Origin of the sequence: Yokenella regensburgei ATCC 49455 (assembly GCF_000735455.1) — a bacterium.
In the GTDB taxonomy this organism is placed as follows: domain Bacteria; phylum Pseudomonadota; class Gammaproteobacteria; order Enterobacterales; family Enterobacteriaceae; genus Yokenella; species Yokenella regensburgei.
Map to the genome: position 1 here is coordinate 21,808 of NZ_JMPS01000017.1, position 16,474 is coordinate 38,281.

Annotated in this window: 18 protein-coding genes; 12 read left to right on the forward strand and 6 right to left on the reverse strand. The window is 54.1% G+C overall.

Annotated features, from left to right (window positions below):
- Positions 1–21: 21 nt before the first annotated feature.
- From cytR to rraA, 6 genes are all read left to right on the forward strand, one after another.
- The gene (gene cytR, locus GYRE_RS04160) at positions 22–1,050 is read left to right on the forward strand and encodes a DNA-binding transcriptional regulator CytR (protein ID WP_038253270.1); all 1,029 of its coding nucleotides are present in this window, start codon (positions 22–24) and stop codon (positions 1,048–1,050) included.
- Positions 1,051–1,143: 93 nt separating this feature from the next.
- Positions 1,144–2,160 (forward strand): cell division protein FtsN, encoded by a 1,017-nt coding sequence (gene ftsN / locus GYRE_RS04165; protein ID WP_072009042.1) that lies wholly within the window; start codon positions 1,144–1,146, stop codon positions 2,158–2,160.
- 90 nt (positions 2,161–2,250) lie between these two features.
- Positions 2,251–2,781: an ATP-dependent protease subunit HslV gene (gene hslV / locus GYRE_RS04170; protein WP_038253276.1), complete on the forward strand. Its 531-nt coding sequence runs from the start codon at positions 2,251–2,253 to the stop codon at positions 2,779–2,781.
- A gap of 9 nt (positions 2,782–2,790) precedes the next feature.
- Positions 2,791–4,125: an ATP-dependent protease ATPase subunit HslU gene (hslU, locus tag GYRE_RS04175; RefSeq protein WP_006817957.1), complete on the forward strand. Its 1,335-nt coding sequence runs from the start codon at positions 2,791–2,793 to the stop codon at positions 4,123–4,125.
- 67 nt (positions 4,126–4,192) lie between these two features.
- The gene (gene menA, locus GYRE_RS04180; RefSeq protein ID WP_006817958.1) at positions 4,193–5,122 is read left to right on the forward strand and encodes a 1,4-dihydroxy-2-naphthoate polyprenyltransferase; all 930 of its coding nucleotides are present in this window, start codon (positions 4,193–4,195) and stop codon (positions 5,120–5,122) included.
- Between the two features lie 91 nt (positions 5,123–5,213).
- Positions 5,214–5,699: a ribonuclease E activity regulator RraA gene (gene rraA, locus GYRE_RS04185; RefSeq protein ID WP_006817959.1), complete on the forward strand. Its 486-nt coding sequence runs from the start codon at positions 5,214–5,216 to the stop codon at positions 5,697–5,699.
- A 66-nt stretch (positions 5,700–5,765) separates the two neighbouring features.
- Here the strand turns inward: rraA and pfkA are convergent, their stop codons facing one another.
- The 5 genes from pfkA to GYRE_RS04205 form a co-directional block, all read right to left on the reverse strand.
- Entirely contained in the window at positions 5,766–6,728 is a 963-nt protein-coding gene (gene pfkA / locus GYRE_RS04190) for a 6-phosphofructokinase (RefSeq protein ID WP_006817960.1), read from the reverse strand.
- A gap of 186 nt (positions 6,729–6,914) precedes the next feature.
- Positions 6,915–7,820: a CDF family cation-efflux transporter FieF gene (gene fieF, locus GYRE_RS04195; protein ID WP_006817961.1), complete on the reverse strand. Its 906-nt coding sequence runs from the start codon at positions 7,818–7,820 to the stop codon at positions 6,915–6,917.
- Positions 7,821–8,034: 214 nt separating this feature from the next.
- Positions 8,035–8,430: a hypothetical protein gene (locus GYRE_RS04200; protein ID WP_038253280.1), complete on the reverse strand. Its 396-nt coding sequence runs from the start codon at positions 8,428–8,430 to the stop codon at positions 8,035–8,037.
- Positions 8,431–8,520: 90 nt separating this feature from the next.
- Positions 8,521–8,769, reverse strand: a complete 249-nt coding sequence (locus tag GYRE_RS23510) for an Ogr/Delta-like zinc finger protein (protein ID WP_063452938.1) — start codon at positions 8,767–8,769, stop codon at positions 8,521–8,523.
- 45 nt (positions 8,770–8,814) lie between these two features.
- Complete coding sequence (locus tag GYRE_RS04205) at positions 8,815–9,969, reverse strand: phage late control D family protein (RefSeq protein WP_038253283.1); 1,155 nt, start codon at positions 9,967–9,969, stop codon at positions 8,815–8,817.
- Positions 9,970–10,120: 151 nt separating this feature from the next.
- Here GYRE_RS04205 and GYRE_RS04210 point away from each other — a divergent pair, with 151 nt between their 5' ends.
- The 6 genes from GYRE_RS04210 to GYRE_RS04230 are packed head-to-tail and all read left to right on the forward strand — an operon-like array spanning position 10,121 to position 15,772.
- Positions 10,121–11,302: a phage tail sheath subtilisin-like domain-containing protein gene (locus GYRE_RS04210; RefSeq protein ID WP_038253286.1), complete on the forward strand. Its 1,182-nt coding sequence runs from the start codon at positions 10,121–10,123 to the stop codon at positions 11,300–11,302.
- Positions 11,303–11,818, forward strand: coding sequence for a phage major tail tube protein (locus tag GYRE_RS04215; protein ID WP_038253288.1), 516 nt, complete (start codon positions 11,303–11,305; stop codon positions 11,816–11,818).
- Positions 11,819–11,872: 54 nt separating this feature from the next.
- Positions 11,873–12,172: a phage tail assembly protein gene (locus tag GYRE_RS04220; protein ID WP_010835089.1), complete on the forward strand. Its 300-nt coding sequence runs from the start codon at positions 11,873–11,875 to the stop codon at positions 12,170–12,172.
- Positions 12,173–12,201: 29 nt separating this feature from the next.
- Positions 12,202–12,345 carry a GpE family phage tail protein gene (locus GYRE_RS23515; RefSeq protein ID WP_039268621.1) on the forward strand — a complete coding sequence of 48 codons (144 nt, stop codon included), beginning with the start codon at positions 12,202–12,204 and terminating at the stop codon, positions 12,343–12,345.
- Positions 12,335–15,274 (forward strand): phage tail tape measure protein, encoded by a 2,940-nt coding sequence (locus tag GYRE_RS04225; protein WP_081874629.1) that lies wholly within the window; start codon positions 12,335–12,337, stop codon positions 15,272–15,274. Before GYRE_RS23515 ends, GYRE_RS04225 begins: the two co-directional genes overlap by 11 nt.
- A gap of 9 nt (positions 15,275–15,283) precedes the next feature.
- Complete coding sequence (locus tag GYRE_RS04230) at positions 15,284–15,772, forward strand: phage tail protein (protein WP_023307196.1); 489 nt, start codon at positions 15,284–15,286, stop codon at positions 15,770–15,772.
- A 7-nt stretch (positions 15,773–15,779) separates the two neighbouring features.
- Here GYRE_RS04230 and GYRE_RS04235 read toward each other — a convergent pair whose 3' ends face one another.
- On the reverse strand, positions 15,780–16,349 hold the full coding sequence (locus GYRE_RS04235) for a recombinase family protein (RefSeq protein ID WP_038253296.1): 570 nt from the start codon (positions 16,347–16,349) through the stop codon (positions 15,780–15,782).
- Positions 16,350–16,474: the final 125 nt, after the last annotated feature.

Below are 16,474 nucleotides of genomic sequence, written 5' to 3' on the forward strand. Positions count from 1 at the left end.
CCATCAGCGAGGAGAGTTCAGGTGAAACCCAAAAAAGAGGTTGTCTCAGCAACCATGAAGGACGTCGCCCTCAAGGCAAACGTCTCGACGGCAACCGTGTCCCGCGCGTTAATGAATCCCGATAAAGTGTCGCAGAGTACCCGTAACCGCGTGCAGCAGGCGGCGCTGGAAGTGGGTTATCTCCCGCAATCCCTCGGGCGCAACACGAAGCGCAATGAGTCGCGAACGATTCTGGTGATTGTGCCGGATATCTGTGACCCCTTCTTCAGCGAAATCATTCGCGGTATCGAAGTGACGGCGGCCCAGCAGGGTTACCTGGTGCTGATTGGCGACTGCGCCCATCAGAATCAGCAGGAAAAAACCTTCATCGATCTCATCATTACCAAACAAATTGACGGCATGCTGCTGCTCGGCTCTCGCCTGCCGTTTGATGCCAGCATTGAGGAGCAACGGAATCTGCCCCCGATGGTGATGGCCAACGAATTTGCGCCAGAACTGGAACTGCCAACGGTGCATATCGATAACCTGACGGCGGCGTTTAACGCGGTGAACTATCTTCATGAGCTGGGGCATCAGCGAATTGGCTGTATCGCCGGGCCAGAAGAGATGCCGCTGTGCCATTATCGTCTGCAGGGTTACGTGCAGGCCCTGCGCCGCAGCGGCTTAACGGTTGACCCCCACTATATTGCGCGCGGCAATTTCTCCTTTGAAGCGGGCGGTCAGGCGCTGGCTCAGCTGATGGCGCTGCCAAAACCGCCAACGGCGGTCTTCTGCCATAGCGATATCATGGCGCTCGGGGCGCTCTCGTGGGCAAAGCGTCACGGGATCCGGGTGCCGGAAGATTTGTCGATTATCGGCTTCGATAACATCTCACTTTCCGAGTTTTGCGACCCGCCGCTCAGCACCGTGGCGCAGCCGCGTTTCCGCATTGGTCAGGAAGCGATGCTACTGTTACTTGACCAGCTCCACGGGCAAAACGTCAGTAGCGGATCGCGCCTGCTGGACTGTGAACTGGTCGTTCGCGGCAGCACACGAAAAATAAACCCCTAAAGTAAATAGCTTTCGGACTCGGTCTTCTGGTCAAAGCCCCGCCGCTTAAGTAACATGGCGGGCTGATGAACGAATAAATACAGCGAAACGATAGTGGCACAACGAGATTATGTACGCCGCAGCCAACCGGCTCCTTCGCGGCGCAAAAAGAGCCCCTCACGGAACTCGAGGAAAAAGCAAAGCAGCTTTCCTTCCGTTTCACCCGCTATGGTTGCCATTGCGGCAGCGGTGCTGGTGGCCTTTATCGGTGGCCTGTACTTTATTACCCACCACAAGAAAGAGGAAGCTGACACCCTGCAGGGTCGTCAGGTGACGGGTAACGGCCTTCCGCCAAAACCGGAAGAGCGCTGGCGTTACATTAAAGAGCTGGAAACACGTCAGCCAGGCGTCCGTGCGCCAACGGAACCTTCTGCCGGCGGCGAAGTGAAAAACGCTCAGCAGTTGACGGATGAGCAGCGCCAGTTGCTCGCACAAATGCAGGCAGATATGCGCCAGCAGCCGACGCAGCTGACCGAAGTCCCGTGGAATGAACAGACCCCGGCGCAGCGTCAGCAGACGTTGCAGCGTCAGCGTTTAGCTCAACAGCAAAACCAGGCGCAACAACAGCAGCAGCAGACACAGCAGCAGTGGTCGCAAACTCAGCCGGTACAGCAGCCGCGCACCGCTCCTCGTGTAGCGGAGCAGCCATACCAGCAGACACAGACGGTACAGACGCCACCGCGTCAGACCCCGCCGCCAAAAGCGGCCACGACCAGCCAGCAGCCGTACCAGGATCTGTTGCAGACCCCTGCGCACACGGCCGCACAGCAGCCAAAAGCGCAGCAGGCCGCACCGGTTACCCGTGAGCCAGAAGCACCAAAAGCCACGGCGGAGAAGAAAGACGAGCGCCGCTGGATGGTACAGTGTGGTTCGTTTAAAGGCGCTGACCAGGCCGAAACCGTGCGTGCACAGCTCGCGTTCGAAGGTTTTGACTCACGCATCACCACCAACAACGGCTGGAATCGCGTGGTCATTGGGCCGTTGAAAGGTAAAGATAATGCCGACGGAGTCCTCAGCCGTCTGAAGGTTGCCGGACACTCAAACTGCATTCGTCTCGGCGCCGGGGGTTGAAACCCCTAAATTCTCCCCCATCTATAATTGCATTCTGCCCCGTACACTGTGCGGGGCGCGTATTTCGATTTACACCCAGGGGGTCTGCTCGTGACAACAATAGTTAGTGTTCGCCGCAACGGTCATGTTGTGATTGCCGGTGATGGTCAGGCCACGCTTGGCAATACCGTCATGAAAGGCAACGTGAAAAAAGTCCGCCGTCTGTACAACGACAAAGTCATCGCCGGTTTTGCGGGCGGTACTGCAGATGCCTTCACGCTGTTTGAACTGTTTGAACGTAAACTGGAAATGCACCAGGGCCACCTGGTGAAAGCCGCCGTTGAGCTGGCAAAAGACTGGCGTACCGACCGGATGCTGCGCAAGCTCGAAGCGCTGCTGGCGGTGGCGGATGAAAACGCCTCGCTCATCATCACCGGTAACGGTGACGTTGTGCAGCCAGAAAACGATCTTATCGCCATTGGTTCCGGTGGCCCTTATGCGCAGGCTGCGGCCCGTGCGCTGCTGGAAAACACCGATATGGGCGCCCGCGACATCGCGGTTAAAGCGTTGGATATTGCAGGTGATATCTGCATCTACACCAACCATTTCCACACCATCGAAGAATTGACCTCTAAAGCGTAAGGATCTCCCATGTCTGAAATGACCCCACGCGAAATTGTGAGCGAACTGAACAAACACATCATTGGTCAGGACGCTGCCAAACGCTCTGTGGCTATCGCCTTGCGTAACCGCTGGCGCCGTATGCAGCTGGATGAAGAGCTGCGCCACGAAGTCACCCCGAAAAACATTCTGATGATCGGCCCAACCGGCGTCGGTAAAACCGAAATCGCCCGTCGTCTGGCGAAGCTCGCCAATGCGCCGTTCATCAAAGTTGAAGCAACCAAGTTCACTGAAGTGGGCTATGTCGGGAAAGAAGTGGATTCTATCATCCGCGATCTGACCGATTCTGCTATCAAGATGGTTCGCGTTCAGTCCATTGAGAAAAACCGCTACCGCGCCGAAGAGATGGCGGAAGAGCGTATTCTCGACGTGCTGATCCCACCGGCTAAGAACAACTGGGGCCAGGCCGAAGCCGCTCAGGAACCGTCTGCAGCCCGTCAGGCATTCCGCAAAAAACTGCGTGAAGGCCAGCTCGACGATAAAGAGATTGAAATCGATCTCGCTGCCGCGCCGATGGGCGTTGAGATTATGGCGCCTCCGGGTATGGAAGAGATGACCAGCCAGCTGCAGTCCATGTTCCAGAACCTGGGCGGTCAGAAGCAGAAACCGCGTAAGCTTAAAATCAAAGACGCGATGAAGCTCCTGATTGAAGAAGAAGCCGCGAAGCTGGTTAACCCGGAAGAGCTGAAGCAGGACGCCATCGACGCCGTTGAGCAGCACGGTATCGTGTTCATCGACGAAATCGACAAAATCTGTAAGCGCGGCGGCAACAGCTCCGGCCCGGACGTGTCCCGTGAAGGCGTACAGCGCGACCTGCTGCCGCTGGTGGAAGGCTGCACCGTCTCCACCAAGCATGGCATGGTCAAAACCGATCATATCCTGTTCATCGCTTCTGGCGCATTCCAGGTTGCCAGCCCGTCAGATCTGATCCCAGAGCTGCAGGGTCGTCTGCCAATCCGCGTTGAGCTGCAGGCGCTGACCACCGAAGATTTCGAGCGTATTCTGACCGAGCCAAACGCTTCTGTAACCGTACAGTACAAAGCGCTGATGGCAACCGAAGGCGTGAACATTGAATTCACTCAGGACGGTATTAAACGCATTGCGCAGGCCGCCTGGCAGGTGAACGAGACCACCGAAAACATCGGTGCTCGCCGTCTGCACACCGTACTGGAGCGCCTGGTCGAAGACATCTCTTACGATGCCAGCGATCTCGGCGGTCAGACCATTACTATCGATGCAGATTACGTGAGTAAACATTTAGATGCATTGGTGGCAGATGAAGATCTGAGCCGTTTTATTCTATAATCGCGGTAAATGCATTTTCATCTTTGTTGATGGGGGCTATTGGCCCCCATTTTTATTGGCGCTATTTATGACTGAATCGCAACCCATTAGCCGCACTCGGGCCTGGCTGGAAAGCCTGCGCCCTAAAACGTTACCTCTCGCGTTTGCCGCGATTGTTGTCGGGACCACGCTCGCCTGGTGGCAAGGCCATTTCGACCCGCTGGTCGCCGTGTTGTCGCTGATTACCGCCGGTCTGCTGCAGATCCTGTCGAACCTCGCAAACGACTACGGTGATGCCGTCAAAGGCAGCGATAAGCCTGACCGCATCGGGCCGCTGCGCGGGATGCAGAAAGGGGTTATCACCCAGCAGCAGATGAAACGCGCACTGATCGTTACCGTGGCGCTAATCTGTCTGTGTGGCCTGGGACTGCTGTTCGCAGCCTGGCAGGGTATCGGCGATTTCATTGGTTTCCTGGTGCTGGGTGGGCTCTCAATCATCGCCGCCATCACCTACACCGTGGGCACCCGCCCGTACGGTTACATTGGCCTTGGCGATATCTCGGTGCTGGTGTTCTTCGGCTGGCTGAGCGTGATGGGGAGTTGGTATCTGCAGGCGCATAACCTGCACCCGGCCATTTTCCTGCCGGCCACCGCCTGTGGCCTGCTGGCTGCCGCCGTACTGAACGTCAACAACCTGCGCGACATCAACAGCGACAGGGAGAACGGTAAGAACACGCTTGCGGTACGCCTGGGGCCTCAGCTTGCCCGCCGCTATCACGCCTGCCTGCTGATGGGTGCGCTGCTGTGTCTGGCGCTGTTTAACCTTATCTCGCTGCACAGCGCCTGGGGCTGGCTGTTTATTCTTGCCGCACCGCTGCTGGTGAAGCAGGCACGCTATATTCTGCGCGAGCAGGATCCGGTCGCGATGCGTCCGATGCTGGAAAAAACCGTGAAAGGTGCGCTGCTGACTAACCTGTTGTTTGTCGTGGGAATAGTGCTAAGCCGGGTCCTCGCGTAACTGACAAATATCAATTAACAATTGATGATTTTGCAAACAGAGCGCCAGGCGCGATATACTAAAAATTCTCGCAGCAACTGAAGTTAAGCCTATGAAATACGATACCTCCGAGCTTTGTGACATGTACCAGGAAGATGTCAACGTCGTAGAACCGCTGTTCTCCAACTTTGGGGGACGGTCATCGTTTGGTGGACAGATAATCACGGTGAAGTGTTTCGAGGATAACGGGTTGCTGTACGATATGCTCGAACAGAACGGCCGTGGTCGCATTCTACTGGTCGATGGTGGCGGTTCTGTCCGTCGCGCCCTGATCGATGCCGATTTGGGCCGTCTTGCCATGCAGAATGAGTGGGAAGGCATTGTGGTCTACGGTGCCGTGCGTCAGGTCGATGACTTGGTAGATCTCGATCTGGGCATCCAGGCGCTGGCCGCTATTCCGGTGGGTGCAGCAGGTGAAGGCATTGGCGAAAGCGACGTTCGCGTCAATTTCGGCGGCGTGACCTTCTTCTCCGGCGACCATCTGTATGCCGACAACACTGGTATCATCCTGTCGGAAGATCCGCTCGACATCGAGTAATCGACTGCCAGACAGTAAAAAGGCCTTCTCAATGAGAAGGCCTTTTTGTTTGTCGCTGATGCGAAATCAGTACAGTTTTTTCGCGCAGTCCAGCCAGTCGGTCTTGAACGGACGCTTCATGTTCTCGATGGCATCGATGATGTCGTGGTGAACCAGTTTCTCGTTCTGGATACCAACACAACGGCCACCGTGGCCCTGCAGCAGCAGGTCGATAGCGTACGAGCCCATACGCGACGCCAGGATGCGGTCGTAAGGGCAAGGTGAACCACCGCGCTGAATGTGGCCCAGAACGGTTGCACGGGTCTCACGCTTGGTTTCCGTCTCGATGTACTTCGCCAGCTCGTCAACGTCGCAGATGTGCTCGGTGATAGCAACAATCGCGTGTTTCTTACCTTTCGCAATACCCGCTTTGATTTCCGCGACCAGATCTTCGCGGCTGAATTCCACTTCAGGTACAACAACGAACTCACAGCCGCCGGCGATAGCTGCCGCAAGGGTCAGGTCGCCACAGTAGCGGCCCATCACTTCAACGATAGAGATACGTTGGTGCGAAGAGGAGGTGTCGCGCAGACGGTCAATGGCTTCAACGACGGTACCCAGCGCGGTGAAGAAACCGATGGTGTAGTCGGTGCCTTTAATATCGTTGTCGATAGTGCCCGGCAGGCCCACGCATGGGAAGCCCATTTCCGTCAGGCGTTTTGCACCCATGTAGGAACCGTCACCACCGATAACAACCAGCGCATCCAGGCCGCGTTTTTTCATGTTCTCGATAGCCACCTGACGGATATTTTCGTCACGGAATTCCGGGAAACGAGCGGAACCGAGGAAAGTACCACCGCGGTTGATCATATCGGAAACGCTGTAACGGTCGAGCTGAACCATACGATCTTCATACAGACCCAGGTAGCCGTCATATATACCAAAAACTTCCAGTCCTTCCGATAACGCTGCGCGCACAACGCCACGGATCGCCGCGTTCATGCCTGGGGCATCACCGCCACTTGTCAACACACCGATTTTCTTAATCATGACTACCTCTGAACTTAGGAATGCTAATAATTAATTCTTCTGCCCGAAGCGCTCCCACCTGAAGGGAGTGAACGACTCTATAGAGCCATAGTATAACAAGAGCTTCGTGCTGAATTGATTCAGGTCAGACCAAACGGCGGTAAATTATACAAAAAATGCCCGCCAGGCCCACTCCTTTTCATCCGATTACGAAAGTTCAAAACGCCCTTGTCGTCCCTGCGGAACAACCGAGCACGGATCCTGATGAATAATGACATCGGATCCCGGAAAACGCAGCAAAATTGCTTGCTCTACCTGCTCAGCCACCAGATGCGCCTGAACCAGCGGTAGGTTGTCTTCCATTTCCAAATGAATCTGAATAAAGCGGGTCGGCCCTGACTGCCGCGTGCGAAGATCGTGAGCCCCACTGACGCCTGGCCAGCTCGTCACGATAGAGATAATTTCTTTGCGCTCTTCGTCTGGCAACGCGCGATCCAGCAGCGACTGCACCGCTTCATAACCCATACGCAATGCGCTATATAAAATATAGACGCCAATACCTAATGCAAACAGCGCATCAGCCCGGTGCCAGCCGTACCACGATAGCCCCAGCGCGACCAGAATGGCACCGTTCATCATAACATCTGATTGATAATGTAGCATATCTGCGCGCACCGCCTGGCTTTGCGTGCGGCGCACCACCCAGCGCTGAAACGTCACCAGCACAATGGTGCTAAAAAGCGCGATAATAGTGACAATAATCCCGATTCCCGGCTGATTCATGGGTTCCGGACGCACCAGATGGTCGATACCGGTCAGAAACAGAAAAAGCGCCGATCCAGAAATAAACATACTTTGCGCCAATGCCGCCAGCGATTCCGCTTTCCCATGACCGAAGGTGTGCTCTTCATCGGCGGGCTGCAGTGAATAACGCACCACCAGCAGGTTAGTCAGCGATGCCGCAATATCCACCAGCGAATCGACCAACGCCGCCAGAATACTGACGGAACTCGTGTACCACCATGCGAAAATTTTTATCACCAGCAACAGCGATGCCATCACCGTTGCAGCAATTGCCGCCCGACTAATCAGCCGGCCATAGGATTGATTCATATGCGCTCCAGAGGTTCTCTGGGGCTAGTATAGCGGATCGCTTTAGCGGAGAATTTGCTAAATAAAGGACAAAAAAAACCCCCACATCATGTGGGGGAAGACAGGGATGGTGCGCCAAGCCTGCTCCCATCCAACTGATAAAAAAGGATTTTTATCAGCCAGTGTCCACACTGTGACCATATCGACATTTTAATGCCACTGTAACAGTGGCCTTCTATTGTGCGGCCGACTCTTCTGGGCCGCACAATTTCTCGTAATCTTTTGGCGTCGTTCTATCTAAACCTGTGTAAATTTCTTTTCTTAAGATTGAGTAGGTTACACCCTTTGAGAATGCGCCCTTAGGAACCATGTTTATTTCGACCAGGAAGGGAGAAAAACCAGCGTAAGCCCCAAACCCATTTTTCGCATTCAGCTGCCCGCATACGATCCCCTTAACCTCACCATCTTTTGTTTCTTCTGTTTGCACAAAACGCATATATCGAAATTTTGCGCTATCTGGATCTCTTGTATCCGCGGCAACCTCTTTCTGCGCCAGTTCAATAGCCTTATCAACACTAGGCTTACACCCTACGAGCCCGATTAATGCCAGTAAAACCATGGTTTTTCTCATTTTCGTTCCCCACTTCCATTGGTAAGAGCGGTAATTATCATTTTCTGCTGATTGCTTCTCAAGCAAAACCCCGCAAATGCGGGGTTTTCTTCATACTGCGAGGCTGAGTTGACTGCTTCCATAATGCGAAGCGGGGAAGGCATCTGATGGGATGAAATCAGCCGGTAACTTTTCGCGGGGGGCGCGTTTGGTTACCAGTTTCTCAACGCTGTTGAGCGTAGTAAACGTAATACTGCATTCGAAATTCTGGCACTGGTGATAATGCCGGACTGTCATTTCACTAAGAGGGCGACTGGTGCGCGTACGAGCGACGGCACCACAAACAGGACACTTAAACATAATGGCCTCCCATGGCGGGAGTTGAACTCGCTCATATTATGGCCGCTATGATTCGGTTTCTGCAATCCATTCAGGTATTTTTGCTTCCAGTTCCAGACGTGTTTTAAACCCACCATCGTCAATAGTGTGGCTCGCCTTCGCAATTATCCAGTCCTGGCCGTCAATGACATCTTTGAACTCCGTTACCGTTCCGTGCATCTCCGGATAAAGATCCGCGCGCCCGTAAGCCAGGGTGAGAGAGAACTCAGCAGCTCCGCGCTGGAGTTGTTGCCATTTTGCAGCTGCTGCACGTTGTGCGGCCATCTCACTGCTGTACGTCGTACGGAGTACAAAAACGTTACCATCTTCACCGGCAATATAGTCCCCTTCCCGGCTGCTGCTACGCGGCTTTTTGTCTGCGGTTTTCTTCCGCTTTTTAACAGTAACCTTTTTCTTTTTCCCGAATTCCATATCAAGCCAGTACGCCTGCACGCCAGTGTATGCGTCGCGATCTGCAATCCGGAAAGAATGGCGATCTCCGCTGCTGCGCGTGATGGAAAACTCCGGCAACGCTCTGCCGTTTGCGCTAACACCACCACCAGGCAGGATGAAGAGCAGGTAACCATTTTTCACAGTTGCAATAGCGCCCAGCATTTCCGCCATGCGCGTCAGAAACGACATATCGCTTTCCTGCGTCTGATCTGCATGATCGATCTCGGCGGACATCAGTTGCTCTGAGATGAGAGGTTTTAACTTGTACCTGTGAGCTATAGCAGAGACGATGCGCTCTACTGTAACGTCATGCCACGACACCTCCCGCTTAACGTTAAATTCATCGCGGAAATCTGCACTTCTGGCCGTGATCTCGATACGGTCCGGCGGCCCTGAGTGCGCAATTTCATCCACGATGAAAATCCCTTTGTGTACCAGTTTTTCTCCCTGCCAGCCTATCGCTACCGATAATTCAGCGCCACGTGGCGGTAACTCAATATCTCCCTGGCTGTCATCAACAGTGATAGTCAGTTCATCAGCATTAAAGCCCCTGTTATCTGTTAATTCTAACGAGAGTATTTTCTCATCCAGCATGATCAGCGCCTTGCCGCCAAGCATGACGTTAAACGCTGGCACACGTGACAGGTCGCCAGGATAATTTTTGAATTTCTCAGCACCTGCATTCAGCAGGCTTTTTGCGCTCTCTATTGCGTCAGTTGTCAGTGCCATCGCTTTCTCCTCTCGCAAATATTTCCATGCGCGCGCGATAGGACAAACAGCCTTTTGTTGTCGCCTTTCTGCTACATCCATCGCAACGTGTTTGCCGCCCAGAATTCAGCGAATATCACCATGAACTCACTAAACATGATGGCGGTAGAGTATGACCGACAACTTTTTCCACGGGGCGCGCACCAAAGAAAACACCGACCTCCAGACCGCGATCAATGACATTGATTCAACGGTCATTGGTCTGGTTGCGGTGGCCGATGATGCCGATCCCCTCACCTTTCCACTTGATACGCCAGTCCTGATCACTCGCGTGATTAGCGTGCTGGGTAAGGCGGGCAAAACAGGCTCACTGTATAAATCTCTCAAGGCTATTTCCGACCAGGTCAGCACACGTGTAATTGTTGTTCGTGTCGCCGAAGCAAAGGAAGGAGAAAATGCCAAAACTCAATCCCAGCTCATTATCGGTGGCACACAGGCTGACGGAAGCTATACCGGGATGTTTGCCCTGCTGACCGCAGAGCAGAAAACCGGTTATCGCCCTCGTATCCTCGGCATTCCGATGTACGACACGCAGGAAGTAACCGCACAGCTGCGCGTAATTGCGAAGCAGCTGCGTGCATTCTCTTACAGTTACTGCGATAGCTGCGAGACTATTGCCGAAGCGAAAACCTACCGCGAGCAGTTTGCCGAACGTGAAGGGATGATGATTTGGCCTAACTTCATCGCCTACAACCCGCAGACCGGCGTTAATGAAGAGTTCCCGGCTGTTGCCTATGCGCTTGGCCTGCGGGCACTGATTGACAATGAGCAGGGCTGGCACAAGTCACTTTCTAACGTTGCGGTGAAAAACGTCCTGGGTATCTCCAAAGATGTGTTCTGGGCGTTACAGGCGGAGGACTCCGACGCCAACGAGCTGAACGCCAACGAGATTACCACGCTGATCAAACGCGACGGCTTCCGGTTCTGGGGGAACCGCACCACCGACACCGAAGAGTATATTTTCGAGGTGTTTACCCGTACGGCCCAAATTCTGGCGGACAGCATCGCGGAAGCACAGTTCACCACCGTGGACAAACCTCTTACCCCGGCTAACGTCAAAGACGTCGTGAGTGGGATCAATGCCAAGCTTCAGGCGCTGGTTACTGCTGGCAAACTGATTGGTGCTGCATGCTGGTTTGATATTGTCGATAACCCGACCACCGGTATTCGCCAGGGTAAAGCCGTTGTTCGCTACAACTACAGCCCCGTACCACCGCTGGAAGATTTAACGCTGATCCAGACGTTTACCGATCAGTATTACGAACCAGCCTTTGCATCGCTGGGAGGTGCATAAATGGCTATTCCGAAGAAACTCCGCCTGTTCACGATGTTTGTCGATGGTGACAACTACATCGGGAAAATCCCCAGCGTCACGCTCCCCAAAATTACCCGTAAAACGGAAGATTACCAGGGTGGCGGGATGCTTGGCTCCGCTGCTGTCGACCTCGGCCTTGATTCAGGTGCACTGGATGCATCAATGGTTGTTGGCGGCATGGTCGAAGAGCTGATCCTGAAATGGGGCGGGGACATTGACGAACTACGCACGCGCTTTGTCGGTGAGATCTACAGCGGTGGAACAAGTTCCCTGCTTGAGATCGAGATGCGCGGACGTATTACCGAAGTTGACCAGGGCGAAGCCAAGCAGGGTGATGACACCAGCCATACTTATGCGCTCAAAAATACGTATTACAAGCTCTCCGTGGATGACAAGCCTTTGCTGGAAATCGACCTGCTGAACTTCATCTACAAGCGCAACGGCAAGAGTCTCTACCCGGACCGCATTGCGTCCGCCCTGGGCCTCGGCCAGTAATCATTTTTTAACCACTACCAATGGCGGCCAGCCTGGCCGCCCGGAGAAAATATAATGTCAGTAACTCTCAGCCAACCCATTAAACGCGGCGACCAGGAAATCAAATCCGTCGCAATCACCGACACAATCAAGCAAGCTGGCTCACTGCGCGGGCTGCGGCTGGTTGATGTTCTCAACTTCGACTATGACGCGGTATCAACTCTGCTGACACGCGTCACCGCGCCTCAGCTGACAACCACTGATATTTCCTCAATGGCGACCGGCGACTTTACGGCGCTGTGCGAAGAAATTACGCCTTTTTTGACGAAAGCGGCGCCGTCCGCACCGAGCGAGGCGGCGACGGCGAGCAAGTAAGAGAGGCAGTATTCAGCGATGTCGACGATCTGATCGCTGACATCGCTGTGATATTTCACTGGCCGCCCTCCGAAATGCACAGCATGGAGTTGCGCGAGCTGATGGCCTGGCGCGAACGGGCGGCCATCAGAAGCGGTAACCATGAGAAGGAGGATGACGACGATGGATCTTAGTATTCGCGTTGCTTTCAGTGCAATTGACAAGCTCACCCGCCCGGTCAGCGCCGCCAGTAAAGCCATTGGCGGCCTTTCTGACTCCCTCAAAAAAACACAGTCCTCTATCAAAGACCTGGAAAAAAGCGCAACGTCATTTGATAAGCTGCGCTCGCAAGCCAATGACACTGCGCTGAAGCTGAAAAGCACCCAGCGGGCCTTTGACGGTCTCAACCAGAAACAACGCGAAGGCGGCCAGCTTACTGAAGCCCAGACGGCGCGACTTGAGTCACTTCGCACCAAACTTTCCCGGCTGACTGAAACATACGGCAGGCAAACGACGCAGCTTCGCACAGCTGCACAGGCAGTGCGCCAGCATGGCGTTAACCTCACCACCGGCAGCGGCGCCATCCAGAGTGCCATCAGGCGCACGGAGCAATACAACCAGACACTTGAGCGCGAACGCCGCCAGCTGGCTGCTACTCAGAAAGCCCAGGCCAGATACGATCGGGCAAAAGAGACTGCGGGCAAACTTCGCGGGGCGGGTATGGGGATGATGCTCGGCACCGCTGCTGCGGGTTACGCTGGCGGATCATTCCTGGCGCCTGCAATTGGTTTCGACGAGGAAATGTCACGCGTTCAGGCATTAACCCGCCTTAATAAAGACTCTTCCCAAATGGGGGATCTGCGCGCGCAGGCTAAAAAACTCGGTGCAGAAACTGCATTTACTTCACGAGATGCTGCCAGTGGGCAGGCGTTTCTTGCAATGGCTGGCTTTACTCCAGAAGCTATTCAGGCTGCATTGCCTGGCGTTCTGAATATGGCGCTGGCTGGCGGCATGGATCTTGGTGAAAGTGCCGACATCAGCTCCAACATTCTTTCGCAGTTCCGTCTCGATCCAAAGGAAATGGATCGGGTCAGCGATGTTTTGACCGCAGCATTTACCCGTACTAACACCGATTTAATGAACATCGGTGAGGCGATGAAGTATGCAGGAACGGGGATGGCCGGTCTTGGCGTTGATGTTGAACGCACAACCGCCATGATCGGCGTAATGGCGAACGTTGGCCTGCGCGGCAGTATTGCAGGTACGGGACTGCAAACCACCTTCTCGCGTCTGGCCGCACCAACAGGTAAAGCCCAGGCAGCCCTGAAAGAATTGGGCGTTTCTGTTGCCGATGCCACCGGGAAAATGCGACCGGCCGAAGTGGTCTTGTCTGATATTTATAAATCTATCAAAAAGTACGGCGACACAGACCAGTTGTCATTCTTTAAAGACATAGCGGGCGAGGAAGCAGCAAAGTCATTTCAGGCGCTGGTAAGATCGGCTGGTAGCGGTGAGCTGCAAAAACTCCTTGCCGATTTGCGCGGCTCTCAGGGCGAAGCGCAGAAGGCAGCGAAGGTCATGGCTGACAACCTCAGCGGTGATCTGAAAAACCTGGACAGCGCATGGGAAGGTTTCCGCATTCAGATTGAGGAGACTGCCGACGGCCCTCTGCGCTCTCTCACTCAGGGGCTTAGCGATATGATCACCGCTGCCAGCACTTGGGTAAAAGAAAACCCCCGCCTGGCACAAACAATCATTCTGGTTGTGGGTGGGGCACTTGCACTGGTGGCGGCAATTGGCGCTGCATCACTGGCGATGGGTATTCTTATTGGCCCCCTCACCAAACTACAGCTCGGTTTTTCACTGCTGACCGGTGGTCGCGGGCTACTCGGCACCATTGCAGCTTTTCGCACTCTCGGCACTGCCGCGGGCCCGGCCATGGCGAACGTCAGAGGGTGGTCCGTCTTACTGTCAGGAATCGCACCTAAACTGGGAAGAATTTCAGCTATTCTCCCCGCGGTTCGCTCTGGTCTGCTTACTGCATTCCTGTCTCCTGGCGCACTTTTGGGATCGCTGACTAAAAACATTGGCATGTTGCTGTTGCGCCTCACTGGCTTACCAGCAATCTGGGGCATGATCACCGGTGCGGTATCTATTCTTGGTGGGGCTTTATCTTTTTTACTCAGTCCAATAGGCCTGATTGGCGCCGCATTTGTCGCTGCGGGATTGCTAATCTGGCGATACTGGGAACCCATTAAGGCGTTTTTCCTCGGTGTGTTTACCGGAGTTATGCAGGCGATCTCTCCTCTCAGGGATACCTTTGCCACCTTTTCCCCCATCTTTGACATGATCAGTGATGGGGTTAAATCCGTCTGGCAGTGGTTTACGAACCTCTTATCGCCAGTGCAGACCAGCAAGGAGACGCTTGATAAATGCACGAGCGCTGGCGAGATCTTCGGTAACGTGCTCGGCGGTGCAATAAATCTCGTACTGACCCCAGCCAAGATGCTTCTTGATACCCTTGGCTGGATACTTGAAAAACTTGGTGTATTACCCGATGAAGCAGAGAGGGCGCGCAAGAAAATTGAGGATGCGCAACGCTCCGCCCTCCTTCAGGATAAGGTGGCTTTCCTTGCCGGTGATATGGCTAAAGTTGCCCCCAAAAAAGCAGAGTCGCCAGTTACTACTGGCGCACCACCTGCGGCCTCGCCACTGTCAGGAAATACCGGTACGCAAAGACGTCTGCAAAGCATCGCAGACAATACAAAAGCAACCGCTGACAACACCAAGAAAGTCGGGCCGGGTGACATTATTTTCAAAAACCTGCCGCGTGCTCTGGCTTTGCGTGGCGCATATCAGGAAGCGCGCGTTACGCCGCAATCAGTACCGCGAGTGGCAACGCCCGCAGCTGGCGGCATTATTTCAGCGACAGCAGCCACACAGGCCCCGGTATCAGCTCCCGTTACCGCTCCGACCGGCAGCGCCCCAATTTTTAACATTACCTTTAACGATGTTGGTAAGCGCACGGATCAGGAGCTGGAAAGAATGATGCGCAATGTTGTGCGTGATGCAATGGCCAGCACCGGCAGAATTAACCGTGGTTCTTTCCGCGACAGAGATTAGGTGACGATTATGATGATGGTTTTTGGAATGTTCGTTTTTATGCTGCGCACCACCCCTTACCAGCAACTCCAGCACTCGCAGGAGTGGAGGCACGTAAAAAACGAGCGGGTTAACCAGTCAGCTGGCTGGCAGTACATTGGGGCTGGTGATGACAATATAACGCTGTCAGGCGTCCTTTACCCGGAAATCACCGGTGGAAATCTCTCGCTGTCAGCCCTTGAAACTATCGGCTACGCAGGGCGCCCATGGCCCCTTATTGAGGGTACGGGGCGTATTTATGGTATGTACGTTTTAACACGTCTGGAGCGGGGCAAGTCCGAGTTCGACCGATTTGGGAATCCAAAAAAAATCGAATTTACCCTCAGCCTGAGCCGTGTCGATGCGGATTACAGGGAGAAGCTGCAAAGCTCGACCGTCAGCGATGCCCTGGCCGGGTTAAAGACGAGTGCAAATAATGCGATAAACCAGGTGAAAGACTCGCTCAACGGTCTGTTTTAGTGATGCCTTAAGCCCCTTCATGTTCCCTTCTTGCTGAAGGGAACTTTTTATAAAGCGTCGACATTCCAACATCAAAAATAATAGCCACCCGCTGTCGTTTCTCCCCTGCGGCTATCAGTCTTCCCGCCTGTTCCCATTGCTGCTTTGTCAGTTTTGGTCGCCTCCCGCCTATCCTTCCTTCTGCGCGAGCTGCAACCAAACCGGCGCGGGTGCGCTCAACGATTAACTCCCTCTCCATTTCTGCCAGCGCCCCCATGACGTGAAAGAAAAAGCGCCCCATAGGTGTTGAGGTATCAATGCTGTCTGTCAGGCTGCGGAAGTTAACACCGCGATTGCGTAGCTCTTCGATCATTGTCACCAGGTGGCGCATGCTCCGCCCGAGACGATCAAGCTTCCAGACAACCAGCGTATCCCCCTCCGATAAGGTCCGTAATAAACGCTTAAGGCCCGGCCTTTCCGCTTTTGTTCCGCTTATTTTGTCTTCAAATATTTGTACACATCCTGCGCTTTCCAGTGCATTTCTTTGCAGCGAGGTGTTCTGGTCATTTGTTGACACCCTTACATAGCCGATCAGCATAAAAATCCCCTTTATTTAGATGCCATAGTCCCTCGCATTGTATCGAGCATCGTCATTTCTGGCTGTACTGCAGGTTAGGTACCGCACCGTCAGAAGTAACCATGTCTTCCGGCAAACGTTGGTTT

What these genes read in the sequence shown, in the direction of transcription:
- hslU (WP_006817957.1), top strand. Translation starts at nt 2,791, where the DNA reads ATGTCTGAAATGACCCCACGCGAAATTGTGAGCGAACTGAACAAACAC.
- menA (WP_006817958.1), top strand. Translation starts at nt 4,193, where the DNA reads ATGACTGAATCGCAACCCATTAGCCGCACTCGGGCCTGGCTGGAAAGC.
- rraA (WP_006817959.1), top strand. Translation starts at nt 5,214, where the DNA reads ATGAAATACGATACCTCCGAGCTTTGTGACATGTACCAGGAAGATGTC.
- pfkA (WP_006817960.1), bottom strand. Translation starts at nt 6,728, where the DNA reads ATGATTAAGAAAATCGGTGTGTTGACAAGTGGCGGTGATGCCCCAGGC.
- fieF (WP_006817961.1), bottom strand. Translation starts at nt 7,820, where the DNA reads ATGAATCAATCCTATGGCCGGCTGATTAGTCGGGCGGCAATTGCTGCA.
- GYRE_RS04200 (WP_038253280.1), bottom strand. Translation starts at nt 8,430, where the DNA reads ATGAGAAAAACCATGGTTTTACTGGCATTAATCGGGCTCGTAGGGTGT.
- GYRE_RS23510 (WP_063452938.1), bottom strand. Translation starts at nt 8,769, where the DNA reads ATGTTTAAGTGTCCTGTTTGTGGTGCCGTCGCTCGTACGCGCACCAGT.
- GYRE_RS04205 (WP_038253283.1), bottom strand. Translation starts at nt 9,969, where the DNA reads ATGGCACTGACAACTGACGCAATAGAGAGCGCAAAAAGCCTGCTGAAT.
- GYRE_RS04210 (WP_038253286.1), top strand. Translation starts at nt 10,121, where the DNA reads ATGACCGACAACTTTTTCCACGGGGCGCGCACCAAAGAAAACACCGAC.
- GYRE_RS04215 (WP_038253288.1), top strand. Translation starts at nt 11,303, where the DNA reads ATGGCTATTCCGAAGAAACTCCGCCTGTTCACGATGTTTGTCGATGGT.
- GYRE_RS04220 (WP_010835089.1), top strand. Translation starts at nt 11,873, where the DNA reads ATGTCAGTAACTCTCAGCCAACCCATTAAACGCGGCGACCAGGAAATC.
- GYRE_RS04225 (WP_081874629.1), top strand. Translation starts at nt 12,335, where the DNA reads ATGGATCTTAGTATTCGCGTTGCTTTCAGTGCAATTGACAAGCTCACC.
- GYRE_RS04230 (WP_023307196.1), top strand. Translation starts at nt 15,284, where the DNA reads ATGATGATGGTTTTTGGAATGTTCGTTTTTATGCTGCGCACCACCCCT.
- GYRE_RS04235 (WP_038253296.1), bottom strand. Translation starts at nt 16,349, where the DNA reads ATGCTGATCGGCTATGTAAGGGTGTCAACAAATGACCAGAACACCTCG.